Source organism: Bradyrhizobium sp. CCBAU 45394 (assembly GCF_028128655.1).
GTDB classification, from domain to species: Bacteria; Pseudomonadota; Alphaproteobacteria; order Rhizobiales; family Xanthobacteraceae; genus Bradyrhizobium; species Bradyrhizobium diazoefficiens.
Map to the genome: position 1 here is coordinate 105,169 of NZ_LBIX01000166.1, position 25,391 is coordinate 130,559.

At 65.3% G+C, this 25,391-nt stretch carries 21 protein-coding genes and 1 pseudogene; 8 read left to right on the top strand and 14 right to left on the bottom strand.

What is annotated here, in order from left to right; genetic code table 11:
* Positions 1-9: 9 nt before the first annotated feature.
* The 6 genes from WN73_RS23555 to murI all read right to left on the bottom strand — a co-directional run bounded on the left by WN73_RS23555 (position 10) and on the right by murI (position 5,273).
* Positions 10-1,077 (bottom strand): threonine aldolase family protein, encoded by a 1,068-nt coding sequence (locus tag WN73_RS23555; RefSeq protein ID WP_028173379.1) that lies wholly within the window; start codon positions 1,075-1,077, stop codon positions 10-12.
* A 342-nt stretch (positions 1,078-1,419) separates the two neighbouring features.
* Positions 1,420-2,037 (bottom strand): 30S ribosomal protein S4, encoded by a 618-nt coding sequence (gene rpsD, locus WN73_RS23560; RefSeq protein ID WP_011088452.1) that lies wholly within the window; start codon positions 2,035-2,037, stop codon positions 1,420-1,422.
* Between the two features lie 281 nt (positions 2,038-2,318).
* The gene (locus tag WN73_RS23565) at positions 2,319-3,086 is read right to left on the bottom strand and encodes an acyltransferase (protein WP_211434180.1); all 768 of its coding nucleotides are present in this window, start codon (positions 3,084-3,086) and stop codon (positions 2,319-2,321) included.
* Between the two features lie 106 nt (positions 3,087-3,192).
* Complete coding sequence (locus tag WN73_RS23570) at positions 3,193-3,576, bottom strand: cupin domain-containing protein (RefSeq protein WP_060908139.1); 384 nt, start codon at positions 3,574-3,576, stop codon at positions 3,193-3,195.
* 67 nt (positions 3,577-3,643) lie between these two features.
* Positions 3,644-4,417: an HpcH/HpaI aldolase family protein gene (locus WN73_RS23575; protein ID WP_161534371.1), complete on the bottom strand. Its 774-nt coding sequence runs from the start codon at positions 4,415-4,417 to the stop codon at positions 3,644-3,646.
* Positions 4,418-4,478: 61 nt separating this feature from the next.
* The gene (gene murI / locus WN73_RS23580; protein ID WP_271555083.1) at positions 4,479-5,273 is read right to left on the bottom strand and encodes a glutamate racemase; all 795 of its coding nucleotides are present in this window, start codon (positions 5,271-5,273) and stop codon (positions 4,479-4,481) included.
* A gap of 173 nt (positions 5,274-5,446) precedes the next feature.
* On the opposite strand from murI, the gene WN73_RS23585 reads away from it, so the two are divergent.
* Positions 5,447-5,998, top strand: coding sequence for a cytochrome b (locus tag WN73_RS23585; protein WP_271555085.1), 552 nt, complete (start codon positions 5,447-5,449; stop codon positions 5,996-5,998).
* A 172-nt stretch (positions 5,999-6,170) separates the two neighbouring features.
* Positions 6,171-6,812, top strand: a complete 642-nt coding sequence (locus WN73_RS23590) for a glutathione S-transferase family protein (RefSeq protein WP_110116521.1) — start codon at positions 6,171-6,173, stop codon at positions 6,810-6,812.
* 7 nt (positions 6,813-6,819) lie between these two features.
* On the opposite strand, the gene WN73_RS23595 is transcribed toward WN73_RS23590, so the two are convergent.
* Positions 6,820-7,626, bottom strand: a complete 807-nt coding sequence (locus tag WN73_RS23595) for a Crp/Fnr family transcriptional regulator (protein WP_028173384.1) — start codon at positions 7,624-7,626, stop codon at positions 6,820-6,822.
* Between the two features lie 252 nt (positions 7,627-7,878).
* Positions 7,879-8,961 carry a SecDF P1 head subdomain-containing protein gene (locus WN73_RS23600; RefSeq protein WP_028173385.1) on the bottom strand — a complete coding sequence of 361 codons (1,083 nt, stop codon included), beginning with the start codon at positions 8,959-8,961 and terminating at the stop codon, positions 7,879-7,881.
* 247 nt (positions 8,962-9,208) lie between these two features.
* On the opposite strand from WN73_RS23600, the gene WN73_RS23605 reads away from it, so the two are divergent.
* From WN73_RS23605 to WN73_RS23620, 4 genes and pseudogenes are all read left to right on the top strand, one after another.
* Complete coding sequence (locus tag WN73_RS23605) at positions 9,209-11,116, top strand: acyl-CoA synthetase (protein WP_028173386.1); 1,908 nt, start codon at positions 9,209-9,211, stop codon at positions 11,114-11,116.
* 208 nt (positions 11,117-11,324) lie between these two features.
* Positions 11,325-13,130 carry a caspase family protein gene (locus tag WN73_RS23610; protein WP_049832480.1) on the top strand — a complete coding sequence of 602 codons (1,806 nt, stop codon included), beginning with the start codon at positions 11,325-11,327 and terminating at the stop codon, positions 13,128-13,130.
* Positions 13,130-15,004: a caspase family protein gene (locus WN73_RS23615; RefSeq protein WP_271555090.1), complete on the top strand. Its 1,875-nt coding sequence runs from the start codon at positions 13,130-13,132 to the stop codon at positions 15,002-15,004. Before WN73_RS23610 ends, WN73_RS23615 begins: the two co-directional genes overlap by 1 nt.
* Positions 15,005-15,208: 204 nt before the next feature.
* Positions 15,209-15,630, top strand: a pseudogene (locus WN73_RS23620) (LVIVD repeat-containing protein); the annotation flags it as partial.
* Between the two features lie 5 nt (positions 15,631-15,635).
* Here WN73_RS23620 and WN73_RS23625 read toward each other — a convergent pair.
* Complete coding sequence (locus WN73_RS23625) at positions 15,636-16,997, bottom strand: ABC transporter substrate-binding protein (protein ID WP_271555092.1); 1,362 nt, start codon at positions 16,995-16,997, stop codon at positions 15,636-15,638.
* Positions 16,998-17,199: 202 nt separating this feature from the next.
* Between WN73_RS23625 and WN73_RS23635 the strand changes: the two genes are divergently transcribed.
* Positions 17,200-19,053 carry an ATP-binding protein gene (locus tag WN73_RS23635; protein WP_333937986.1) on the top strand — a complete coding sequence of 618 codons (1,854 nt, stop codon included), beginning with the start codon at positions 17,200-17,202 and terminating at the stop codon, positions 19,051-19,053.
* Positions 19,054-19,104: 51 nt separating this feature from the next.
* Here the strand turns inward: WN73_RS23635 and WN73_RS23640 are convergent, their stop codons facing one another.
* Both WN73_RS23640 and purB read right to left on the bottom strand, forming a co-directional pair.
* Positions 19,105-20,277 (bottom strand): M20 aminoacylase family protein, encoded by a 1,173-nt coding sequence (locus WN73_RS23640; protein WP_011088437.1) that lies wholly within the window; start codon positions 20,275-20,277, stop codon positions 19,105-19,107.
* Between the two features lie 129 nt (positions 20,278-20,406).
* The gene (purB, locus tag WN73_RS23645) at positions 20,407-21,714 is read right to left on the bottom strand and encodes an adenylosuccinate lyase (RefSeq protein WP_271555093.1); all 1,308 of its coding nucleotides are present in this window, start codon (positions 21,712-21,714) and stop codon (positions 20,407-20,409) included.
* Between the two features lie 543 nt (positions 21,715-22,257).
* Between purB and WN73_RS23650 the strand changes: the two genes are divergently transcribed.
* Complete coding sequence (locus tag WN73_RS23650) at positions 22,258-22,845, top strand: TetR family transcriptional regulator (RefSeq protein WP_028173393.1); 588 nt, start codon at positions 22,258-22,260, stop codon at positions 22,843-22,845.
* Positions 22,846-22,860: 15 nt separating this feature from the next.
* Here WN73_RS23650 and WN73_RS23655 read toward each other — a convergent pair whose 3' ends face one another.
* The 3 genes from WN73_RS23655 to WN73_RS23665 all read right to left on the bottom strand — a co-directional run bounded on the left by WN73_RS23655 (position 22,861) and on the right by WN73_RS23665 (position 25,303).
* A complete protein-coding gene (locus tag WN73_RS23655; protein ID WP_028173394.1) occupies positions 22,861-23,166 on the bottom strand; it encodes a hypothetical protein in 306 nt (101 codons plus the stop codon).
* 105 nt (positions 23,167-23,271) lie between these two features.
* A complete protein-coding gene (locus WN73_RS23660) occupies positions 23,272-23,925 on the bottom strand; it encodes a response regulator (protein WP_011088434.1) in 654 nt (217 codons plus the stop codon).
* Positions 23,926-23,932: 7 nt separating this feature from the next.
* Positions 23,933-25,303: a sensor histidine kinase gene (locus WN73_RS23665; RefSeq protein WP_028173395.1), complete on the bottom strand. Its 1,371-nt coding sequence runs from the start codon at positions 25,301-25,303 to the stop codon at positions 23,933-23,935.
* Positions 25,304-25,391: the final 88 nt, after the last annotated feature.

Sequence of the window (25,391 nt, forward strand, 5' to 3'; positions counted from 1 at the left end):
CTACGGGACTTACGCCCCGCGCACGATCTCGCGCACGTATCCGATCGTTTCCTCGATCTGGCTCGCATTGACGTCGAGATGCGTGCAGGCGCGGATGCGGCCGTCCATCATCGCGAGCGTCACGCCGCGCTGGCGCAGTGCGGCGACCATCTTGTCGCCGGGGACGCCGGCGCCATCGGGCTTGAAGAACACGAGGTTGGTCTCGGGCTCCTGCACCTCGATGCCTGCGATCTGCGACAGTCCGCGGGCGAGTGCGCGCGCATTGGCATGATCGTCGGCAAGGCGATCGACGTGGTGGTCTAGCGCGTAGATGCAGGCGGCGGCGCAGATTCCGGCCTGCCGCATCGAGCCGCCGAGGCGCTGCTTCCACTGCCAGACCGCGTCGATGAAGGCGCGCGAGCCCGCGAGCACACCGCCGATCGGCGCGCCTAGGCCCTTGGAGAAGTCGATCCAGGCCGAATCCCAGCCAGCGGTCATGTCGCGCGGAGAAATGCCGCTCGCCACCGTGGCGTTGAGCAGCCGCGCGCCGTCCATGTGGGTGACGAGGCCGTGCTGCCTGGCGATCTCGACGATCTCGTCGAGTGCGGCCTTCTTCCAGATCGTGCCGCCGCCGATATTGGCGGTCTGCTCGACGCTGACGACGGTCTGCGGCGGCTGGTAGCGCGTGCGCGGGTGCAGAGCTTTCCGGAACGTCTCCGGCGTGAACTGGCCGTCGGCGCCCTTGAGCTGCGTAACCTGGAAGCCGCCGATCGCGGCATGCGCGCCGCCCTCACGGGCGATGATGTGCGCGGTCTCGTGCGCGAGAATCTCGTCGCCGGGCCGGCAATGCACCAGCGTCGCGGTGACGTTGCACATCGTGCCCGAGGGCATGTACACGGCGGCCTCCTTGCCGAGCAGATCCGCAACGCGCTCGCACAGCGCGTTCACGGTCGGATCGTCGCCGACCTGCTCGTCGCCGACCTCGGCGCGCGCCATCGCCTCGCGCATCGCAGCCGTCGGCTTGGTCTGGGTGTCCGACAGCAGATTGATGCGCACCGGCGGCGCCTTGGGATCGATCGGGGGCGGGGTGTAGAGCATGGCTGGTCTCGTCATTTCATCTAGTCGAACAATTGCGACGTACTGCGTGCATCGTTTCTCAGCCACGGGAACGTTGAGCGACGCGGTGTCGCGCGGCAAGAAGGATGTCGTCTGGCGTGTCCGCTGTGAACATATTGCAATCGGGATGAGCGAACAGCCCCCGATATCGGCAGACCTGCTGGTCGCGGGAGAGGGCCGCCCACGCTCGAATCGCCGCTTCAGTCAGCATTGCCGAAGGCATAATGTTGGCGAACTGGCCGGCCATCCGAGACATCGATGGCATGCTACCAAACAAAAAGGCCCCGGAAAACCGGGGCCTTTGAACGTTGGTGTGCCGAGTTATCAGCGCGAATAGAATTCGACGACCAGATGCGGCTCCATCTGCACCGGGAACGGCACGTCGGAGAGGCCGGGGATGCGAATGTACTTCGCGGTCATCTTGCCGTGGTCGACGTCGAGATAGTCGGGGGTGTCGCGCTCGGGGAGCTGGCTGGCTTCGAGCACGTGGGCGAGCTGCTTGGAGGCTTCCTTGACCTCGACCACGTCGCCGACCTTGAGCTGGTAGCTCGAGATGTTGACCTTGCGGCCGTTCACCTTGATGTGGCCGTGGTTGATGAACTGGCGCGCGGCGAAGATCGTCGAGACGAACTTGGCGCGGTACACGACCGCGTCGAGACGACGCTCCAGGAGGCCGATCAGGTTCTCGCCGGTGTCACCCTTGAGGCGGCTCGCCTCGACATAGATGCCGTGGAACTGGCGCTCGGAAATGTTGGCGTAATAGCCCTTCAGCTTCTGCTTGGCGCGCAGCTGCACGCCGAAGTCGGAGAGCTTGCCCTTGCGGCGCTGGCCGTGCTGGCCGGGGCCGTACTCGCGGCGGTTCACGGGGCTCTTCGGGCGGCCCCAGATGTTCTGGCCCATACGGCGATCGATCTTGTACTTCGCCTCACTGCGCTTAGTCATCGCGTCCTCTTCGGTTGCATGGTTTGAGGAAACGCGCCCTCCTGTGTGACAGGCCAAAGCCCGGCACCGACAGGTCCGATCCCCAAAGCTTAAGGGATAGGACCACGGGTCGCGAAACGCTTCGCGGGCCGAAATCGGCCCGCGAGCAGGCGGCTTTTAGGGGAGTTTGGGGTTCGCTGTCAATTCTTTAGCCGTCATTCCGGGGCGCTCAAAGAGCGAACCGGAATCTCATGATCCCGGGCTCGGTGCTATCGCACCGCCCCGGGATGACCGCTGCGCGGTCACGTCCCGACCACCCGGATCGGCTTCGGGCCGGCCGCCCGCAATTCGGCAGCGATTTCAGTGTTAAGGACCTGTTCCAGCCGGGTCAGGACCCGGGCGATGGGGGCGGCGTCGGTGACCCGGTGGTCCCAGCGGATCACGACATGGATGGTCTGGTCGGGCTCGACCGCCCCATAGCTGACGATGAAGGGGCCGGGCGTGACGGGATGCAGCTCGCCGCCGCCATAGGCGGCCACCGAGCTCACCGCGAAGCTGCCGAACCAGTTGCCCCGCTGCCGGCCGAAATTGAGCCCGATGGCCCAGGACAGCCGCCGCAGCGGCAGCGGCAGGCGGGTCGCCCGCATGATCTTGCGGAACATGGGAACGTCGTTGATCGGCGCCGTCTTGCCGCGCCGGATCTCGGCATCGACCGCGGCTAGGGAAAGAGCCTCCGGGGCTGCGATTCGCTGCGGCAGCACGCATTCCTCGCCGTCCTCGACCCGCGCGATGGCGACCAGCGCGACGCTCTTCGGCAGCTCGTAGAGCATCGGCCAAGGCCATTTGGCGTAGACCGTGCGCAGAATCGGCTCGTCCCTGGCGACCAGGGCGAAGGCCTTGACGAACATCGCCGCCCAGCCGGCGGGCGCCATCGCGCCCGAGCGCGCCTCCAGCAGGGGGCGGATATTGAGCGAACGGGACAGCGAGACGAAGGGCACGTCCATCGACGCGCGCATCAGGTCGCAGATCAGGCGGCGCGGCAGCGAAATGGTCTTGGGTGTCCCGCGCATGGGTCTTTCGGTTCCTGCGGACTAAAATATGTGCAGCGAGCGGGTCGCCCGCTCGCCGCGTGCTCTAGCACGAACCAACCCGCTTAGGGTCGGTCGGTTCGCCGCATCAGGGGGCTGGCGTCGCCAGCGGCTTGGTCTTGTCGTAGACGTAAATACCAATGATTTTCAATGATTTATCGCCGTGGGTCTTGGCGTCGTGGACGACGCCGGCCGGGATCAGATAGGAATCGCCGACCTTCAGGTGCTTGTCAGGCTGGCCTTCGACGAGGAGATCGGCCTCGCCTTCCAGCACATAGCCGGTCTCGATCCCGGGATGGGTGTGACGGCCAGCGGCGCCGCCGGGCGGCACTTCGGCGATGGCGGTCAGGGTCGTGTAGCCGTCCGGGAAATCGGTCTTCTGGAGTGGGGTGCGCTTGATGGCGGGCTGCTGGGCGAAGGCCGCAAAGGCAAGGCCTGCGAAGGACAGAGCGAGCAAAGTCTTTTTGAGCATTATTTCCTCCCTGGAAGGGCCGACCCTAGCAGCGCGGCAGTTCCCGGCAAGGTGGCAATCGGCCTGTTCAGCGCCTGATGCCCTCGAACGCCGCCATGATGCCGCGCTGGAACAGCGACCAGTCGAAGCCGAGCGCGATGGCGCGGTAGCCACGGTCGACCAGGGCGTTGGCCTGGTCGGCGGTGCGGGCGACGCCGCCGATCGGCACGCCGCTTCTGAGGATGCCGGCCTCGGCGCGCGCGACCAGCTCCAAGAGCTCCGGATCGTCCATCTGGCCGCGCTTGTTGATGGAGGTGGCGAGATCGCCGGGGCCGATCACCGCGACGTCGATGCCAGGCGTGGCCATGATCTCGTCGATGCGGTCGACGGCGTCGACATGCTCGATGGTGATCATGCAGATCATCTCGTCGTCGGCGCCGGCCATGTAGTCCGGCATCGACTGTCCCCAGCGGAATGGCGCGTGGAAGGGACCCCAGAGACGATCGCCGCGCGGCGGATAGCGCACGCTGCGCACCGCTTTCTCCGCCTCGCTGCGGTTCGTGATCATCGGAAAATTGATGCCGAAGGCGCCGATGTCCATCGGCGCTTTCGCAAGCCACGGTTCGTTCGCCGCGATCCGCACCAGCGGCGTGCACGGCGTGCCGGTCGTGGCGGCGATCATCGCATGCGCTTCGGTGAGGCCGATCGGCCCGTGCTCGAGATCGACGATGATCCAGTCGAGCGAGCGCGCCATGATCTGCACGGTCTGCACGCTCGGGATGGTCGCGATGGCGCCGAAGGCGGGGCGGCCCTCGCGCCACAATTGGCGGAGACGGTTGAGCGGCGTGGTCTGGACCGACATGAGAAAACCTGCGCGGAGATGACGACGGCGAAGCCTAGCAGCGCGTCGTTGGCGCGGAAAGTCAGGCCAGCGCGCGGCCGCCGAAGAACGGCGTCAGCGTGGCCGAAAGGTCATGCACACGGTTCGAGGTGAAGATCATCTCGGCGCCGGACTGCATGATGCCGATAGCCGGGCCGAGCAGATCCGATACGCGGCGGGCGATGGCGGGTGCCGGGTCGATCCAGTCCACCGGCCAGGGCGCGAGCCTGGTCAGCCGGTCGAGCAGGAGCGGATAATGCGTGCAGGCCAGCACCACCGTGTCGGTACGCGCGCCTGCGTCGGCGGCATCGCCGACGAAGCAGGGGGTGAGCTCGGCGAGGATGTCGTCGTCGCTGATCGGATGGCCGCCGAGTGCGCGCTCGGCGAGCGAGGCGAGTTCGGGCGAGCCGACCAGCGTCACCTCGCATCCCTGCGCGAAGTCGCGGATCAGCGCCTTGGTGTATTCGCGCTTCACCGTGCCCTTGGTGCCGAGCACCGAGACCCGCCGGCTCTTCGACTGCGCACAGGCCGGCTTGATCGCCGGCACCGTGCCGACGAAGGGCAGGGAATAAGCGGCGCGCAGGTGCGATAGGACCAGGGTGGACGCCGTGTTGCAGGCGATGACGACGAGGTCCGGATCATGGGTGCCGATCAGCTCCCCCATCAGCGGCACGACGCGGGCGATGATCTCGTCCTCGCTGTGGTGGCCGTAGGGGAAGAAGGCGTCGTCGGCGACGTAGACGTAATGCGCGTCCGGGCGCGCGGCCACGACCTCACGGAGCACCGTGAGCCCGCCAAGGCCGGAATCGAACACCAGGATCGTCGGGGAATTGGTCACGTCGTTACCTTAAAGCGTCTTGGTTACCATTCGGTTTTTGGGGCGGTTTTGCGGCGGTGGCACCTGGGGCCAATTTTGAACGATTCAATTTCGCGATTGCCGCATGTTCCCGCTATCAGCACGGGTGTTGCACTGCGGACGGGGACATATCCGCAGAATTCCGGGGAGCCGACATGATCAGAAACACCAGTAACGGCTGGGGCAGCGTTTCCCGCTGGCTGCACTGGATTTTGGCGCTGACGATCATCGGTATGATCGGCTTCGGCTGGTGGATGAACCACATCCCGGCGCGGCCCGACCGTTTCTTCTACCGCTCGATCCATGCCGATATCGGCTATGTGATCCTGCTGCTCACGGGGCTGCGCCTGGTCTGGCGCGTCGTCAACCCGACGCCGGCGTTGCCGGCCGACAGCCAGCCCTGGCAGAGGCTGGCCGCCCGCATCAGCCATGGCGCGCTGTATCTCGCCGTGATCGCGGTCATCATGCTCGGCTGGGCGCATTCCGGCGCGCACGCGCCCGATTGTTCGGACTTCTTCGGCCTGTTTCACGTGCCGCAATTCACTTCTCCCGACCGTGCGGCGGCGAACGCCTATGAGGACCGCCACATCCTCTTTGCCTATGTGCTGCTCGCCCTGATCGCGGTTCACGTCGTCGCCGCTCTCTGGCACCACTTCATCCGCGGCGACCGTGTCGTGACGCGGATGGTGGCGGACGAGGCGGGGTAGGGCTTTCCCAAACGCGTTGCTCGCAATCCCGTCATCCCCGCGCAACCGCGAAGCGGTTGTCGCTGGAGGCGCGAGGCTTGCGATGCGCACGCATCGCAAAGCGGAGCCTCGAAGGGTGACGGCGATGCTATAACGCGGCATCACGATCCATCCCACGGCCGCAGGAGGCGCCATGCTCACCGTCCATCATCTCGGCAAGTCGCAGTCCGAGCGCATCGTCTGGCTGTGCGAGGAGCTCGAAATCCCCTATGAGCTCAAGCGCTACGCTCGCGATTCCGTCACCATGCTGGCGCCTCCCGACTACAAGGCGCTGCACCCGATCGGAGCGGCGCCCGTCATCACCGACGGCGATCTCGTGCTCGCCGAATCCGGCGCGATCGTCGATTACATCATGGCCAGATACGGCAATGGGCGCCTCGTGCTCCGCCCGGACGACCCTGATTTTGCGCAGTTTTTGTACTGGTTTCACTTCGCCAACGGCACGCTGCAAGCCGGCATGGGCCGCTTGATGATCCTGAACCGGCTCAGGCCCGCCGAGGACAATCCGATGCTGGTCGCGACCAGAGGGCGCGTCGACCGCGCCTTCGATCTGGTCGACGCGCGGGTTCGTGACGCCGAATATCTCGCCGGCAACACCTTCACCACCGCCGACATCATGATGGGCTTTTCGCTGACCACGATGCGCTACTTCCAGCCCTATGATCTCCAGCGTTGTCCGAACGTGGTGAAATATCTCGGCCGCATCGGTGCGCGGCCGGCCTACCGGCGCGCGATGGAGAAGGGCGATCCCGGCATGGCGCTGCTGCTGAGCTGAGCGGCGGTCACGCGATCCTGTTCGTCGTCGCCGCCCGTTCCGTGGCGAGCTGCTTCTGCAAGCGATCGATGTTTTGCAGGAGGCGCTGGCTGGTCAGCACCAGGAAGTAGTAGCCGAACTGCGGATCCTGGAAGTAGATCTCGAGCAGCCGGTCATAGGTGATCGTCAACACCTGGCCGTCTTCGACGCATTCGATCGTTCCGGTGCGCCGGTTGTCCGGCGTCAGGAAGCCGAGCTCTCCCATGAGAGCTCCGGGCCCGATCTCGACATTGATCTCCTTGACCAGGAATTTTCCGGTGACCGTAAGGAGCATCTCCTTGGCCGGATCGCCCAGTTTGAACAGCGTGTCGCCGCGGCGATATTTGCGCTCGGTCATGAACGGCTTGAGCCACTCGATCGACATGTCGCCTTCGGCCGCATGTCGCGCCTTCTTGACCAGCTTGAGCATCTGCCGCAGGCGAAGAGCGTTGATCGGAAGCAGCAGCAGATAGAGCAGGAAGGTCGAGACGTTGGCGGAGAGCGCGCCGAACACGGCGAAGAATGCACAGCCGACCATGTTGGCGACGCGCAGGGGCACCATGGTCCGCATCAGGAGGGTGGCGACGAAGAAGCCGGCGCCTACCGCGGCGAACAGATTGGCCAGGGTGATGTTTTGGACAAAGATCTCCAGCATCCGATTGAAGATCGCGTCGTAGGTGACGTTGTTGGGATCGAGGCCCATCTGGACCAGGATCTTCGCGATCCTGAGGTTGTCCGTCGCCGCATCGAGAATGCGGTCGAGGATCGACGAAATGTCTGCGCTGCCGGACGGCATGGTACTAACCCCGCGTAAGGCCTTCAGTCCTGGTCGGTATTCGTATAGCCGAAATCGAATGACGACCGCTTGAATGGAGCCTTCGGCCGTCATGCCGCAAGAGGCAAATTTTAGCCTGATCGTGCGTTTCGGCAATTGCCCGTTGGTTGCGCGTATCGCCGTGGCGACCTGTGATTCGGCCCCGGGGCGCGGACTTCGGCGCCGTTGACCGACCTGAGGCCCCCGACGAGGGGGCGTGAGGCGATCTTCGCCTTACGGCTTGCTGGCGGGCTGGATCACCTGCTGCTCGACCAGGCCGAGGTGCCCCGGCAGCGAGCCGGCGCGCAGCATCATGGCGACGCTGCTCGCTTCCTCCAGGGTGAAATTGCCGGAGATCTGGCCCGAGCCGCCGGTGATGGGCTCGCGGATCACGGGAGCGGAGATCACCCTGTCGTCGAGCACGATAGCGAAGGGTCTTCCGACGTTCTCTGCGGTGATGTGGGCGAAGCGCCGCGTGCCGCGGCCGTTGAAGCGGAACGAGGCGATCGGGTCCTTCGTGCCGCTCGCAAAGCCGGGACCGGCATAGCTGATGTCGTCGCCGTCGAGCGCGCTCTCCTTGGCAACCAGATAGGGCTGCTTGTCCTTGAAACCGAGCAGGACTTCTGTGCCCGCGGGCAGCGCACCGGATTGGGCCTGCTCCGCCGGCATCGAGAGGTCGACCAGGCGGAGGCTGACCTTGACCTTGGTGGCGAAGATCCTGGTCACCTGCTCGGGCTCCATCATGCCGGGCAGGAAGATGCGGATGCGGTCCGTGCCGTCAGGCTGGACGCTGGCGAGCCTGATGCCGGCATCCTTGAGGCGCTGCTCGATCATGGCGATGGCGTCTTCGACGAGATCGCGCAGCCGCGCGGCGGATGCGGCATCGGTGGGCGCGAGCCGGACCAGTCCGTCGCCACCGTCGGTCATGGCGAGCGCATGCGATGGCAATCCCTCCGCGGCTGAGGCGAGCTTGCGCTTCAGCTCTTCGCGGCCCTTGGCGTCCACGATCTTCAATTCGACGCCGCCGTCGCGGATCGCAAGACCGGAGAAGGCGATCTTGCCCTCGCGCAACGTCTTGTAGACGTCGTCGCGCAAATCCGTGACGACGCTCTCGCGCAAGCCGTCGGTGTCCACCTTGTAGATGATGCGCGAGCCGCCCAGCTTCTCCATCTTGTCCGCGATGAAGGCCGTGATCTTGGCGCGCATCTTGTCGAGCTGGCTGTCCTCGGCGAGCCCCGCGCGGGGCAGCGCGATCGCCGCTGCGATGGCGAGCGCAATAGTAAGCCGTCCGATGCGATCCCGCAGGGGCATAGTCATGATGACCTCAAGTCTTGCGGCAGGACGCTGGCAGGCGAATCCTGTGCATGTTCTTGGTCCCCGGATCGGGCGCGGAGGTTCAAATTCCGTCTGGATGAGCCTTGTCGCTGCAGCCGTTAGGCAATGGACGAACGGCAAATCATCCCTCATTGTGTTGGCGTTCGACCGGCCATCGGTCGAGGCCTCGCCGACCAAAATGTCAAAAGACAGGAGGCGGGGAAATGCACCTGAGGGAGGACGGAATTCCATGGCGGGCATCCACGCGCTCGATCGGCTGATTGGCAACGACTATCCGGACCTGGCGACTGACGAAGAGGTCCGGGCCTTCGAGCAGGTCCCCTACGCGGATCGCGTCGCGGCCGAGAGCACCTATGACGCGATCAAGTTAGGTGCTGCGCGCAATCCCGACGGCGCAGCGATCCAGTTCCTGCAAAACGCCGATCCGGCCGATACGCCGGTTGTGGTCACGTACCGCGACTTCGTGGCGCGCGTCACGCAGGCCGCCAACATGTTTCACGCGCTCGGCGCGGAGAAGGGCGACGTCATCAGCTTCATGCTGCCGCTGGTGCCCGACGCCTTCGTGACGCTGTTCGGCGCGGAAGCTGCCGGCATCGCCAATCCCGTCAATCCGCTGCTCGAGCCGCACCAGATCGCGGAAATCCTGGAGGCCGCGAACACGAAGATCCTGGTGGCGCTCGGGCCGATGCCCGGCACCGACATCTGGCAGAAGGTCGAGCAGATCCGCCCGCAGCTCAAGCATCTCAAGGCGATCGTACAGGTGTTCGGTGGCGGCGACCCGGCGAACGGCGTGTTTGCTTTCAACGATTTGATCAAGCAGCAGCCGTCCGATCGGCCGATCAGCGGACGCAAGATTCTCGGCAGCGATATCGCCGCTTATTTCCATACCGGCGGCACCACCGGTACGCCGAAGCTGGTGCGGCACACCCATGCCAACCAGGTCTACCAGGCCTGGGCGCTCAATCTGCTGCTGAAACCCAAGCCCGGCGCCAACCTGTTGTTCGGCATGCCGTTGTTTCACGTCGGCGGATCGCTGACGCAGGTGCTGCTGACGCTGTCGAGCGGCGGCTCGCTGGTCGTGCTGTCGCCGAGCGGCTGGCGCAATCCGAATGCGGTGAAGAACATCTGGGGGCTCGTCGAGCGCTTCAAGCCCGAGGCGCTGTCGAGCGTGCCGACGGTGCTCGCCGCAACGCTGGCGGTGCCGCCGGGCAATGCCGACATCTCCAGCCTGAAATATGCTGCCGGCGGCGGCTCGGCGATCCCCGTCGCCGTCGGCTCGGCGATCCAGGACAAACTGAAGCTGCCGGTGGTCGAAGTCTACGGCATGACTGAGACCTCGAGCGTGCACACGCTCGCTTATCCGTCACGGCCGATCCGGCTCGGCTCGGTCGGCCTGCCCATGCCCTATGCGCGCGTGCGCATCGTGCAGCTCGATGCCGACGGCCGCCTGATCCGCGACTGCGCGCCGGACGAGATCGGTGTCGTGATCATGGCGGGGCCCGGCGTGTTCGGCGGCTATCTCAACGACGAGCACAACAAGGGCGCCTTCGTCGACGAGGTCTGGGTCAATTCCGGGGATCTCGGCCGGCTGGACGCCGACGGCTATCTCTGGATCACCGGTCGCGCCAAGGATCTCGTCATCCGCGGCGGCCACAACATCGATCCGGCGCCGATCGAGGAGATCATGTTCCGCCATCCCGCCGTTGGCTTCGCCGCGGTGGTCGGCCAGCCCGACGCCTATGCCGGCGAACTGCCGGTCGGTTACGTGCAGTTGAAACCGGGTGCCAAGGTCGAGCCGGGCGAGCTTGAGGCGTGGGTGCGCGAGCGCACGCCGGAGCGCGCCGCCGTGCCGGTGCAGGTCATCCCGATCGATCCGATGCCGGTCACGGGGGTCGGCAAGGTGTTCAAGCCGCAGCTGCGCTGGGACGCGGCCGAGCGCGTGTTCACGAAGGTGCTGGCGCCGCTCGCTGCGCGCGGCATCGACTGCAAGGTCAGGGTCGGCGCTCATGGCAGCCACGGCTCGATCGCCACCGTGACGCTGGCGGGCCTGCCGGCCGACCAGCGCGAGGCGGTCGCGGGCGAGGTGCACACCCTGCTCGCGCCGTTCGTGATGCGGCACGAGGTGGTGCAGGTGTAGCAGGCCCAAACGCAGCCCGGCGTCGGTCTGACCGCGCCGGAAGGGCGACGCTCCCCGCTCGATCATGAAGGTCGTTTGAGTCCCTGTGTGACTAATGTCACATATGGAAGAATTGGCATTCGGCCATACTCCGAATAGTCTCATGGAATTGCATCCGGGGGGACGCAAAGTGATTCCGCTTCGGCTATTTGCTTTGTTGATATTTGCGATGGGCCTAGCCTGCGGACCGGCGCATGCCGACCGGCGGGTCGCGCTCATCATTGGTAATTCCGCCTACAAGAGCGCGCCGAAGCTCGGCAATCCCGTGAACGATGCCACCTTGGTTGGCGGCATGTTCAAGAAAGCCGGCTTCGATTCCGTGGACGTCAGGCTTGATCTCAGCGCCAGCGAGATGCGGCGCATGCTGCGAGAGTTCGCCGGCAGGGCGCGCGACGCGGACATGGCGGTGATCTACTATGCCGGCCACGGCATCGAGCTCGACGGCAACAACTATCTCATTCCGACGGATGCGACACTGGAGACCGATGGCGACGTTCTCGACGAGACTATCCCGGTCGAGCGTGCGCTGTTCGCGGTCGAGCCGGCCAAGCAGCTCCGTCTCATCATCCTCGACGCCTGCCGCGACAACCCCTTCTCAAAGACCATGAAGCGCACGCTGGCCTCGCGCGCGATCGGACGCGGCCTGGCCAAGGTCGAGCCGACCAGTCCCAACACCATGATTGCCTTCGCGGCCAAGGCCGGCTCGACCGCGTCCGACGGCGACTCCCGAAACAGCCCGTTCGCCACCGCGTTGGTCGAGCACCTGCCGAAGCCGGGCCTTGATCTGCGCAAGGCCTTCGGCTTCGTGCGCGATGACGTGCTCAAGGCTACCAGCTACAAGCAGGAGCCTTATGTCTACGGCTCGCTCGGCGGCGACGACGTGCCGCTGGTCCCGACGCGCCCGATTGCGACCGGTCCACAGGCCAATCCGCAGGATGCCGTGCGCAGGGACTACGAGCTCGCGCTCCAGCTCGCCACGCGTGATGGCTGGGAAGCGTTTCTGGCGCAATATCCCGACGGATTCTATTCCAACCTTGCCAAGGGCCAGTTGAACAAGATCGCCGCCGAAGAGACGCGCGCGGCGGCCGAGCAAAAGGCCAAGGCGGCGGAGCAGGAGAAGACAAGGCTCATTGCCGAGCGCGCTCAGAAGGCCGAGCAGGAAAGGGCGGCCGCGGCGGCCAAGGCCGCCGAGGAAGCACGGATCGCGGCCGAAAAGAAGAAGGAGATCGAGCAGGCGAAGGCTGAAGCGGCCGAACGCGAGCGCAAGGCAGCGGAAGCGGCGGCTGCGAAGGCGCTGGCCGAGAAGCAGGCGGCGGAGAAGGTCAAGGCCGAACTCGCCGCAAGGCAAGCCGCCGAGAAAGCGGAGCAGGCGGCAAAGCCGGCGGCCGACCGGCAGATGCCCGAAGTCGAGAAACAGAAAGTCGCCGCGCTTTCGCCTGAGCCGACCTCAACATTATCCGCGGCTGATCTCGCCAAATCAGTGCAGAGCGAATTGCGCCGCGTTGGCTGCCTTGCGTCGGCTGCGGAGGGCGAGTGGACGTCGGCCGCGCAACGTTCGATGACCCTGTTCAACAAATACGCCGGCACCCAGTTCGACGTGAAGCTCGTCAGCGTCGACGCACTCGATGCGCTCAAGGCGAAGCCGGGACGGGTCTGTCCGCTGGTGTGCAATTTCGGTTTCAAGGCCGACGGCGATCAATGTGTGAAGATCACCTGCCGCGCCGGCTATCGCGTCGGCGACGACAACGAATGCGAGAAGATCCCGGAGAAGAAGCCGGTCGCGACGCGGGAGGATTCGAGGAGGCGGGACCAGGACCGCAAGGAGGCGGAGTCCACGGCGCCGAAGTCGCAGTCCTCCGGGCAGATGATCTGCAACAACGCCGGATGCAGGCCGATTGCCAAGGGCTGCCGACTCGGCACGACCAATCATCCTTCGAATCCCGCCTATAAAGTGCCGGCCGAAATATGCAACTGATGACGAAGCATAACTTTCGGACTTCCGCCATCGGGCTCGGAGCTCTTGCTTTTTTTGTTCTTGCAAGCTGCCTCGGCTGCGGCCCGGCACTCGCCGAGAAGCGCGTTGCGCTCGTCATTGGCAATTCCGCCTACAAGAGCGCGCCGAAGCTTGCCAACCCGGTGAGCGATGCCGGCTTGATCGGCGGCATGTTGAAGAAGGCCGGCTTCGATACGGTCGACATCAGGCAGGACTTGAACGCATCCGAAATGCGCAAGGCGCTGCGCGAGTTCGGCGCGCGGACGCGGGATGCCGACGTCGCGATCATCTACTATGCAGGCCACGGCCTCGAGGTCGACGGCACCAACTACCTGATCCCGACCGATGCAGCTCTTGAGACCGACACCGACGTCTACGACGAGGCGTTGCCTATCGATCGCGTGTTGGTGAGCATCGAGCCTGCCAAACAGCTTCGGCTCGTCATCCTCGATGCCTGCCGCGACAACCCCTTCGCCAAGACGATGAAGCGGACGGTCGCCTCTCGGGCGATCGGCCGCGGGCTCGCCAAGGTCGAGCCGACCAGCCCGAACACCATGATCGCCTTCGCGGCCAAGGCCGGATCGACGGCGTCCGACGGAGATTCCAGAAACAGCCCGTTCGCCACGGCGCTTGCAGACCACCTCCCAAAGCCTGGGCTGGACCTGCGCAAGGCCTTCGGCTTCGTGCGCGATGATGTGCTGAGGAGCACCGCGAACAAGCAGGAACCCTTTGTGTATGGCTCGCTGGGCGGCGATGACGTGCCGCTGGTTCCTGCCAAGCCGGCCGCAACCGGTCCGCAGGCAAATCCGCAGTCTGAGCTCAGGCGCGACTATGAACTCGCGCTTCAGCTCGGCACGCGGGACGGCTGGGAAGCATTCCTGGCGCAATATCCGGAGGGCTTCTACGCGAATCTGGCCAAGGGCCAGTTGAACAAGATCGGCGCCGAGGAGACGCGCGCGGCAGCCGAGCAGAAGGCGAAGGCGGCGGAGCAGGAGAAGACAAGGCTCGTTGCCGAGCGCGCCCAGACGGCCGAGCAGGAGAAGGCGGTCGCGGCGGCCAAGGCCGCCGAAGAGGCGCGCATCGCGGCGGAAAAGCAAAAGCAGATCGAACAGGCGCGGGCCGAGGCCGCCGAGCAGCAGCGCAAGGTCGCCGAGGCGGCGGCCGCGAAAGCGCTGGCCGAGAAGCAGGCGACGGAGAAGGCCAAGGCCGAGCTCGCCGCCAAACAGGCGGCCGAGAAGGCGGAGCAGGCCGCAAAGCCGTCGGCTGATCGTCTGATACCAGAGGCCGAGCAAAAAGTTGCAGCCCTTTCACCGGCGCCGGCTTCCACATTATCTGCAGCTGATCTGACAAAATCCGTGCAGAGCGAACTGCGCCGCGTCGGCTGCCTGTCCGCCGCTGCCGATGGCGACTGGAGCGCCACGTCGCAGCGCTCGCTGACGCTGTTCAACAGATATGCCGGCACCCAGCTCGACGTGAAACTCGCGAGCGTCGACGCGCTCGATGCGCTGAAGGCGAAGCCGGGGCGGGTCTGTCCGCTCGTCTGCAATTTCGGCTTCAAGGCCGACGGAGACCAATGTGTGAAGATCACCTGCCGCGCAGGCTATCGCGTCGGTGACGACAACGAGTGCGAGAAGATCCAGGAGAAGAAGCCGGTCGCCAGGCGCGAGGACTCAAGGAAGCGGGATGCGGACCGGAAGCAGGTTGAGGCGACACCATCCAAGCCGCAAGCATCTGGCCAGATCTTTTGCAATGCTGCCGGATGCCGCCCTGTCGGCAAGGGATGCAGAATAGAGCGCGCCGGCACCGCTGATGCGAGCTCAGTGATGGCGGGCCGGACCAGAGAAGTCTGCGATTGAGGTGAGAGCGAACGAGCCAGGGCTTGCATGCCTCGCCGCACGCGAGCATTCCGCCGTCACCTTCAGCAATTGTCGGGCGTGTTCGGATCCGCCGCGCTGTCCGGGTGGTCGAGGTCCGCATTCAGAGGCGGAGATTCCGCCCGAAGGTATCGGCAAGGACATCCAGCACATCTCCTACAGCGACATCGGCGGCCGGCCCGACCGAATGCGGAGAAATGCGCCAAAGGCCTGTTCCACACATTCGTTGTCGACGTGCGCGCGCCGGAGAATCCGGTGCCGATCGCAACCCTGCCGACCCCGCGCGACCGTGATTTCTGCACGAACGGCACCTTCGGCCCGCATAATCTGCACGAGAACCGCCCGGGCTGGTTCCAGAGCGAGGAGACGATTTTCGCGACCTACAACAATGCCGGCGTGAGGGTGTTCGACATCAGGGACGCCTTCGCACCGAAGGAGGTCGCTTATTGGGTGCCGCCGGTACCGAAAAAGCTCGTCGACCCGCGCCCGAACATCGGGCTCGCAGCCAAGACCTGCGACGCCTATGTCCGGCCCGACGGCTGATGTTCGTGTCCGACTGGAACGCCGGCCTGCACGTGCTGCAATATCAGGTGCAATATCAGGGATGAGCTGGCTACCCGCGGATCGCCGCATTGGCCCTCTCGGCCGCGCCCGTCATCGCTTCCTTCGCCGGCCTCGCACCGTTGACCACTTCGTTCACGCCGATCATGAAGGCGTCCAGGATCAGTCTCGATTGCGGATGGAAAAGAACTGCCTTGGCGCGGTCGACGTCGGCATTCTGCAAGTTTGTCAGCGCCGCCTCGGCTGCCTGCGGGCCGAACGCCTTCTTGAAGCCCTCGCTCGACCAGGCCGACACGCGTGTCGTCGCCAGCCCCGCTGCAGCGGTCCGCAGCGAGGTCGCCTTGCTCGTCGCCCAGAGCAGGAACAGGAAAGCCGCCCGCTTGTTTCGAGATTTGGAATTGATGCACGCCTGCCAGTGCGACATGAAGGGGACGGGTCCGCGACCGGCGAGATGCGGAAAGGTTGCAAACCCAGCCTGCTTGGCGACACGGCTTTTCGCGGGATTGGAGATGTCGGTCGCGAAGTTGCTGCTGTCGATTGCCATGGCCGTCCGCCCCTGCAGGAAGTCGTCCAGCACGTGGTACCATTCGTAGCTGCCGACGCCAGCAGGCCCGGCCTGACCGAGCACCTGTCCGTACATCTCGATGGCCGCGATCCCCTCCGGGCTCGCGAAAGCGACCCTGTTGTGCTCGACCATGGCCCCACCGTAGGAGAACAGGAAGCCCATGGCTGGCGGGGAGGAATTGCCGCTGGCCTGGGCCCGCATCGCGATCCCCGACATCCCGTTGGTCTTGACCGCCTTGGCGGTGACGAGCAGCTCCTCGAAAGTCTGGGGAATCGGCAGGCCCTTGGCTGCCAGCGCATCGTTGTTGATGAACAGGGTCATTGCCTCTGAGGTAATCGGGACGGCGTACCGTTCGCCGTCCGACCACAGCGGGAAGGCTCGGGCCGTCTTGAGCAGGTCGCTCTCGTCATACCAGGCGGGGTCGGTCAGCGACCTCAGGGAATAATAGCCGTTCAGTGGCTCCACCCATCCGTTCGAGATGCCCTGGCCATAGGTCGTGAACATGAAGACGTCGGGCGTGCTGCTGCCGCGAGCGAGCCTGACCGGCAGCGCGCCGAGGAAGGCGGTTTCCAGCTGGAAATCGATGGTGACGTTGATGCCGGTGAGTATGGTGAACTCCGGCAACAGCGGCGTGATCGCGTTCGACCACGGATGGATCGCGCCCGAAAGCGCGATCGTCTGTCCCGTAAATTGCTTCCAGTCGATCGCGGCGTTGGCGTAAGCTGCAGCGGTATCCTCGGCAAAGCTCCAGCGCGGCAGCGCGGTCAGGCCCGCGCCAGCCGCCCCCAGTCCCTTGATGAAACTGCGCCGGCTCGCCGGATGGCTCAATGAGTGTTCACCCCGTGCCATGATGATGCTCCTTGAAGCAACCAAGGGCATTCATTCATAGCACACGCACGGGGCCGCAGCCCTGCGACATCACGGCCCTTACGCCGGGCGTATCCGATGAATGTCGGGTTCCCGACCTCCCTATCCGTGCTATTGTCCTGTCATGCTCTGGCGTCGGCACCAGAACACGCGCGGTCACTCGAGCATCGAAGACCCACGGCCAATGTCCGTTCCTGTTCGGGCCCTGCCTCTGCGATGGTTAGCTCGTCCGCTGATCCTTGCGGTCGCAGTGCTTGTGACCCTGTTTGCCGCGACCAGCTTCCTCGGCCTGCAATATTGGCAGGAGCGGCAGGCAGCTCATCACTTCATCGAACACAGCCGCCAGGTCCTCGAAACGCTCGATCGGCTGCGGGCGATCGTCGCGGAACTGGAGACTGAAAGGCGCGGGTATCTCATGACCCTCGACCCCACCTATCTCAAGGCCTACGGCGTCTCTGACGAAAGTGTACGGCGGGAGGCTCAGGCGCTGCAGGTGTTGGTCGCGGACGATCCGTTGCAGGGCCTTCGCGCCGGACATCTGGCGCTGACCGTTACAGCCACGCTGCGCGAGATCGACGAACTGCTGAAGACGGCCGGCACATCCGGGCTGGCCGCGCTGGCGATGATCCGCAGCATGGACGAGATCCGCTCGCAAATCGACCAGATGGTGGATCACGAACGCTTTCGGCTCGCCGACCGGGAGGCGCACGCCGAAGCATTCGAGCAACGCTGGACCTGGCTGATCGCCGGCGCCGTTGTCCTCGTCATCGCGCTGGCCGGAGCGGCGCTGGCGCTGGCGCGGCTCGAAGCGAAACGGCGGAGAAAGGCGATCGAGGAGAATATCCAGCTCCAGAGTGATCTTGCAGCACGGGATATCAAGATCAGGCGCCTGTTCGACGCCAACATCATCGGCATCATCATCTGGGAAGTCGAGGGGCGCATTCTCGAGGCCAACGATGCCTTCCTGCGCATCGTGGGATACGACCGGGAAGATCTCATCGCAGGACGCCTGAACCGGACCGACCTCACGCCGCCGGAATGGCGCGACCGCGACGTGCATACCGTGGCGGAACTGAAGCGGGTCGGGACGGCCCAGCCATTCGAGAAGGAGTATGTGCGCAAGGACGGAAGCCGTGTTCCGGTGCTGATCGGCGGGACCATGTTCGGAGAGGGTACGGATACTGGCGTCGGCTTTGTCCTTGATCTGACGGCCCTCAAGCGGGCGGAAGCCGAAGGCCGCGAACACGAGCGGCGCTACCGTGAAGCGCTGATGGAGCTCGCGCACGCCAATCGCGTCACCACGATGGGGCAACTCACCGCGTCGATCGCCCACGAAGTCAACCAGCCGATCGCCGCGATCGTGGCGAACGCCGAGGCCGGGGTGAATTGGTTGGAGGCTCAACCCCCAAATCTGGAGCGGGTTCGACAGACGTTCGACTGGATCACAAAGGACGGCATGCGAGCCGGCGATATCATCGGTCGAATCCGGGCGCTGATCAGGAACGCTCCCCCGCAAAAGGAGAATCTGGAGATCAACCAGGTGGTGCTTGAGGTCATCGCGCTGACACGCAGCGAAGCGTTCAAGAACGGCGTGTCGGTACGAACGCAATTTGCCGAGGGCTTGCCGCCGATTCAGGCCGATCGGGTTCAACTTCAGCAAGTGGTTCTCAACCTGATCGTCAACGCGATCGAGGCGATGGCCGCGGTCGGCGAGGGGGGGCGGGAGTTGCTGATCAGCACCGGCCGGGATGGATCGGACGGCGTCCACGTCACCTTGCGGGATTCCGGTCCGGGGCTGGATCCGAAGAACGTGGACCGCCTGTTCGAAGCCTTCTACACCACCAAGCCCACGGGCATGGGGATGGGTCTCGCCATCTGCCGCTCGATCATCGAGGCACATGGCGGGCGGATGTGGGCCGGTGCAAACGAGCCTCGGGGCGCCGTCTTTCAGTTCACGCTGCCGCTCGCGTCAGACCAGACCGCATCTCACCTGCTGGAGGCGGATGAGGCAACGGGGCGACGCTCCGCGGCTCGATGACGGGCTTCGCGTAGCCTGGTCCTTTGCGCGAATGTAGGCTCGAAGCCGACCCTAACCCGCCGGCATCCTCGTCTCGATCAAGCGCACCCAGAACGAGGCGCCGTGGCCGAGGATGTTGTCGTTGAAGACATAGGACGGGTGGTGGCATTCGTTGCCGTCGCCCATGCCGACCAGCACCATGGCGCCGGGACGCGCTTCGAGCATGAAGGAGAAGTCTTCGGCGCCCATCATCGGGATGAACTTGTCGTTGACGCGCTCGGCGCCGACGATGTCGCGGGCGACGTCGGCGGCAATCCCGGCCTCGCGCGCATGGTTCATCGTCACCGGGTACATCCGTGTGTATTTCGTCTCCGCCGAGCCGCCATAGGCGCGCGCGACGCTCTCTGCGACCTCGCCGATGCGGCGTTCGACCAGATCGCGCACCTCGGGATCGAGCGTGCGCACGGTGCCGCCGAGCTCGGCGACCTCCGGGATGATGTTGAAGGCGGTGCCGGAGTGGAATTGCGTGATCGAGATGACGGCGGATTTGAGCGGATCGATGTTGCGCGCGACGATCGATTGCAGCGCATTGACGATCTGCGAGCCGATCAGCACGCTGTCGACCGATTTGTGCGGACCCGCGCCGGCGTGACCGCCCTTGCCATGGACCGTGATCTGGATGTTGTCGGAGGAGGCGAGCATCGCGCCGGGCGTGGTGGCGAAATGGCCTTCGGGCAGGCCCGGCATGTTGTGCATGCCGTAGACCTCCTGGATGTTCCAGCGCGTCATCAGGCCGTCCTCGACCATGGCCTTGCCGCCGCCGCCGCCTTCCTCGGCGGGCTGGAAGATCACGATCGCGGTGCCGTCGAAATTGCGGGTCTCGGCGAGATATTTTGCGGCGCCCAGCAGCATCGCGGTGTGACCGTCATGGCCGCAGGCGTGCATCTTGCCGGGGACCTTGGAGGCATAGGGCACGCCCGAGGTTTCCGTGATCGGCAGCGCGTCCATGTCGGCGCGCAGGCCGATGGTCTTGCCGGAGGCCGATTTGCGGCCGCGGATCACGCCGACGACGCCGGTGCGGCCGATGCCCGTCACCACCTCGTCGCAGCCGAACTCGCGCAAGCGATCGGCGACGATGCCGGCTGTACGGTGGACCTCGTAGAGCAGCTCCGGGTTCTCGTGGAAGTCATGGCGCCAGGCGGCCATTTCGTCGGAGAGGGCGGCGATGCGGTTGACGATGGGCATGAGGGGGATCCGTTTCTTTTGGGTTCTCTCGTCATCCCGGGGCGATGCGTCGCATCGAACCCGGAATCTGGATGTCGTCGCGCGAGATTCCGGGTTCACGCTTCGCGTGCCCCGGAATGACGAGAATAATCAGCTCTCGCCGAACACGCGCTTGAAGATCGTGTCGACGTGCTTGAGGTGATAGCCGAGGTCGAACTGTTCCTCGATCTCGGCGTCGGTGAGATATTTCTTCACCTCGGCGTCCTGCTTCAGGAGCTGGAGGAAGTCGCCTTCGCCGCGCCAGACCGGCATGGCGTTGCGCTGCACCAGCTTGTAGGCGTCCTCGCGGCTCGCGCCCTTCTGCGTCAGCGCCAGGAGCACGCGCTGCGAATGCACGAGGCCGCCGAGGCGGTCGAGATTCTTCTGCATGTTGGCGGGATAGACCAGCAGCTTGTCGATCAGGCCGGCAAGGCGCACCAGCGCGAAGTCGAGCGTCACGGTCGCGTCCGGACCCATCATGCGCTCGGCGGAGGAGTGTGAGATGTCGCGCTCGTGCCAGAGCACGACGTTTTCCAAGGCCGGCGTCACATAGGCGCGCACCATGCGGGAGAGGCCGGTGAGGTTTTCGGACAGCACCGGGTTGCGCTTGTGCGGCATGGCGGAAGAGCCCTTCTGTCCCTCGGAGAAGAACTCTTCGGCCTCCAGCACCTCGGTGCGCTGCATGTGGCGGATCTCGACCGCGATGCGCTCGACCGAGGAGGCGATCACGCCAAGGGTCGAGAAATACATCGCGTGGCGGTCGCGCGGGATCACCTGGGTCGAGATCGGCTCGGGCACGAGACCCATGGCTTTTGCAACGTGCTCTTCGACCCGCGGATCGATCTGCGCGAAGGTGCCGACGGCACCGGAGATAGCGCAGGTCGCGACCTCCTTCCGCGCCGCGATCAGGCGTTCCTTGGCGCGCGAGAATTCGGCGTAGGCATAGGCGAGCTTGAGGCCGAAGGTCACGGGCTCGGCATGGATGCCGTGGCTGCGGCCGATGGTCGGCGTCGTCTTGTGCTCGAAGGCGCGCTTCTTCAGCGCCGCCAGCACCTTGTCGAGATCGGCGAGCAGCAGGTCGGCGGCGCGGGTGAGCTGGACGTTGAGGCAGGTGTCGAGCACGTCGGAAGAGGTCATGCCCTGGTGGACGAAGCGCGCCTCCGGGCCGACGATCTCGGCGAGGTGGGTGAGGAAGGCGATGACGTCGTGCTTGGTCTCGCGCTCGATCTCGTCGATGCGGGCGACGTCGAAGGTGGCGTTCTCAGCCTTCGCCCAGACCGTCCTGGCCGCCTCCTTGGGGATGGTCCCGAGCTCGGCCAGGGCGTCCGCCGCATGAGCCTCGATCTCGAACCAGATCTTGAACCGGGTCTGCGGCTCCCAGATCGAGGCCATTTCCGGACGGGTATAGCGGGGGATCATCTGACGGCTCCAGCAAAGGTGGGCGGGCGGCCCTGAGGGGCGGCACCGGCCAAAATGTTTTTTACGCCGTGATTTAACAGAGCGGGGAGGGCGAAACAAACGGCGGAGGCAAGGTAACGGGGGATGACCACCGGACCCGCCCGCCGGGCGGGGGGCAAAAAAAGTAACTGTCAATCACGGATCATTGACTGACAGATATTGAAATCTGTCAGCGAGACGTGTATATCCGTTCCCGGACGCTCCGATTGGGCGTCCCGCGGCTACCCCCGGAGGCCCCGAGGTCCGAAACAAATACGGATCGAGGGACGAAATTGAAGAGAGGGGACCGTGGACGAATGGAGACTTACGACAATGACGACCGAAATCATCAATTTGACCGGGACGATTGGGCATTGGCTCAATTTACTGGTGGCGCGCCAGATCGCGGCGCAGGCTGCAAAACTGCCTCATTGAGGCGAGAGCATTCCGAACGACCGGCAAGGGCGCTTCGGAAGCAGCGCCATCGCCGGATAAATGAACCCCGAGCGGGAACATGGTGCTGGCATGAATGAAGCCGTTGTCTTGACGCCGGAGCGGATCCTCGAAGTCACCGAGGACGTGCTCAGGCGCTACGGGCTTGCCAAGGCCACCGTGGTCGACGTTGCCCGTGCGCTCGATGTGAGCCACGGCAGCGTCTATCGCCATTTCCCGAGCAAGGCCTCGCTGCGCGAGGCCGTTGCCAAGCGCTGGCTTGACCGGATCGACGCGCCGTTGCTCCAGATCGCCAGGGAGGAAGGGCCCGCGCCGGTGCGGCTCGACCGCTGGCTGCGCACGCTGTTCGCCGCCAAGCGTTCGCGTGTGCTCGACGATCCCGAGATGTTCGAGACCTATCTCACGCTGGCGCGCGAGGCCTGCGCAGCCGTCAAATGTCACAAGGACACCATGATCGACCAGATCGCGGCGATCCTGACCGACGGCGTGAAGCAGGGCGTATTCGCTGTGGACGACGTCAAGGCCACCGCGCGCGCGATCTTCGATGCCACCGTCCGCTTCCACCATCCGGCCCATGCCGACGAGTGGAAGGACGCCGATCTGCCCGCGCGCGTCGATGCAACGCTCGCGCTGCTGCTGCGCGGGTTGAAGGCGGCATAGACCGCGACGCCTAACTCACCCTCTTGCCTTGTGAAGAAGCGCGCCCTCGCGAACGGAGGGCGAGGCAGTTGCGTGCCTGCGCGGGTGAAGCGCGCCGTTGGCTGCTGGAACGACCGGCGGGCTCTCCGGATATGCATTGACCGCGATTTCGACGACATCCTTTGACCGCTTTCGCAGCCGGTAGAATGTCAGTTCCTGTTCGAGCATGGGGCAGCGGAAGTGGACGACGGCCGTATCGGGCAAGCGGCAGAGTTCGTCGATAAGCTCGCCTACGGTGATGATCGGGGGATGGTCGATTGCCTTGTGATGAGCCTTACTCATGGCGATTCCTCCACTACTACTAACCGGAGCTGGATGGCCTCCGTTCCATCCCGCTCAGCAGATTCAAGAACAACACGTCGCTTGAGGAATCCGGCAGCCCCGCTGCTAGATCTTCGTCAGCCCGCAACTCGCCGCCAGCCGCACGAGCTGTGCATCGGTGCGCGCGCCGGTCTTGGTCTTGATCAGATAGTGATAATTCTGCACCGTCTTGACGCTGAGATTGAGATGCGTCGCGATCTGCTCGGTGGTGGCGCCGCCGGCGAACTGGCGCAGGATCTCGATCTCGCGTTCGCCCAGTTGGTCCAGCACTGAGCCGGTCGGCGACAGGCTGTCGTCGGCCAGGATATGCGCGATGTCGTCACTCATGGCGCGCTCGCCGCGGGCGACGCTGCGGATTGCATTCACGACCGCGGACGGCTCGCTGCTCTTGGTGACGAAGCCGGAGGCGCCGGCGCTGAAGGCGGCCTTCACCAGCACGGCTTCGTTGTGCATGGTGAAGACGAGGATCCGCGCCCGCGGGCTGCGGGCGCGGATGTTGCGGATCGCCTCCAGCCCGCTGGCACCGGGCATCGAGATATCGAGCACGACGACATCAGGGTCGTGCGCCTTGAAGGCGCCGTAGGCATCCGCGGCGTTGTCGGCTTCCGCCACGACATGGAGGTCACCCTGGCTTTCCAGCACGCGCCGGTAGCCTTGCCGAACGATGGGATGGTCGTCGACCAGCAGCACGGAGATGCCTGTTGCCGCAACCTCGCTCATCTCGGCCTCACGCGGCGAGCGGAATGGTGGCGGCGACGCTGAGGCCGCCTCTGGCCGGCAGGATCGACAGCGACCCGCCGGCGGCTGCGACGCGCTCGCGGATGCCGGTGAGGCCGAAGCCCGCCGACCGCGCCACGCGTTCCGCATCGCCGCCGCCGTCGTCCTCGACCCGGATCAGCAGCGCGTCGTCCTCGCCGGCGCGCCGCTCGACGCGCAACGATATCTCGCGTGCCGCGCCGTGGCGCAGCGCATTGGTCAGGCATTCCTGGGCGACGCGATAGGCGGTGGTGGCGGCCGGGCCGCTGATGTCGGTGAGATCGCCCCTGAGATCGAGCTGGATGGTCGGCCGCGCCGCGCTCTGCGAGCGCCAGCTGTCGACGAGATTGACGAGGCTCGCCTCCAGCCCGAGCTCCTCGGGCAGGGGATTGCGCAGCCGCTTCAGCGCATCGCGCAGTGAGGCCATCAGATGATGGGTCGCCTGCGAGATCATCCTTGCGTCCTGCGCGATGCCGTCTTCCCTGTTCTGCTTCGCGCTCGCCGTCTCGATGGTGTCGGCGAAAGCGAGGATGGCCGCGAGGTTTTGCCCGAATTCGTCGTGCAGCTCGCGGGCGAGGGCGCGGCGTTCGTCGTCGCGGATCTCGATCAGCCGCCGCGTCAGCGCCGCGCGCTGTTCGGTGGCTTCTTCCAGCCGGGTGCCGAGCTCGCCGACGGCGCCCCCGATCATTGCAAGCTCCATCGAGCGGAAGCGCGGCAGTTTGGTGCGATAATGGCCGCGCGCCATGCGCTGGAGCGCGGTGACGATCGCGCGTGCCGGCGCCAGCGTATGCGCGATCGCAAGCGACGCCAGCAGCGCAATCGCCGCCGCCATCAGCAGCGCGACGTCGATGACGTTGAGGATGTATTCCCAGGCGAGCGAGATCGCGGCCGCGGCATCGGGCGTCGCAACCACCGTGCCGGCGGCCGCGGCGCGCGGACTGACCGGCCGCACCACCTCGGCGTGGCTGCCGAGGAAGGTCGGCACGATCGACGCGAACCAGCGCGGCGGCGTCTTGCCCAGCCCCTCGCTCTGGCCGCACAGCGGCTTTTCGAATGCCACGGCGGGCTGGAACTCGACGCAGACGCCGGGCGAGATCAGCTTCATCGTGTCCAGCGTGCGCCATTCCGGAACCGGCAGCAGGTGCTCGCGCGCCCTGCTGCTGCGCAACAACAGCTCGTGCCAGTACAGCGCCTGAAGCGTCTGCGCGACCCGCTGCGCCGAGGCCGCAGTCGCCCGGTCGACGCTGCGATAGGCCTCGAACGTGGCCCATACGGTCGCCGCGCCCAGGCAGAGCGCCACAATGAGAAGCAGACGGGCGACAAGCTGAAGCACGAGGCGCATGCGATCACCCCAAAGTTTGGTAAGGTCAGCCTAACAACGCCGCCGCGCCTTGCCAATCGCAGGGATTGGGCCGGATTGCAGCTCGGGC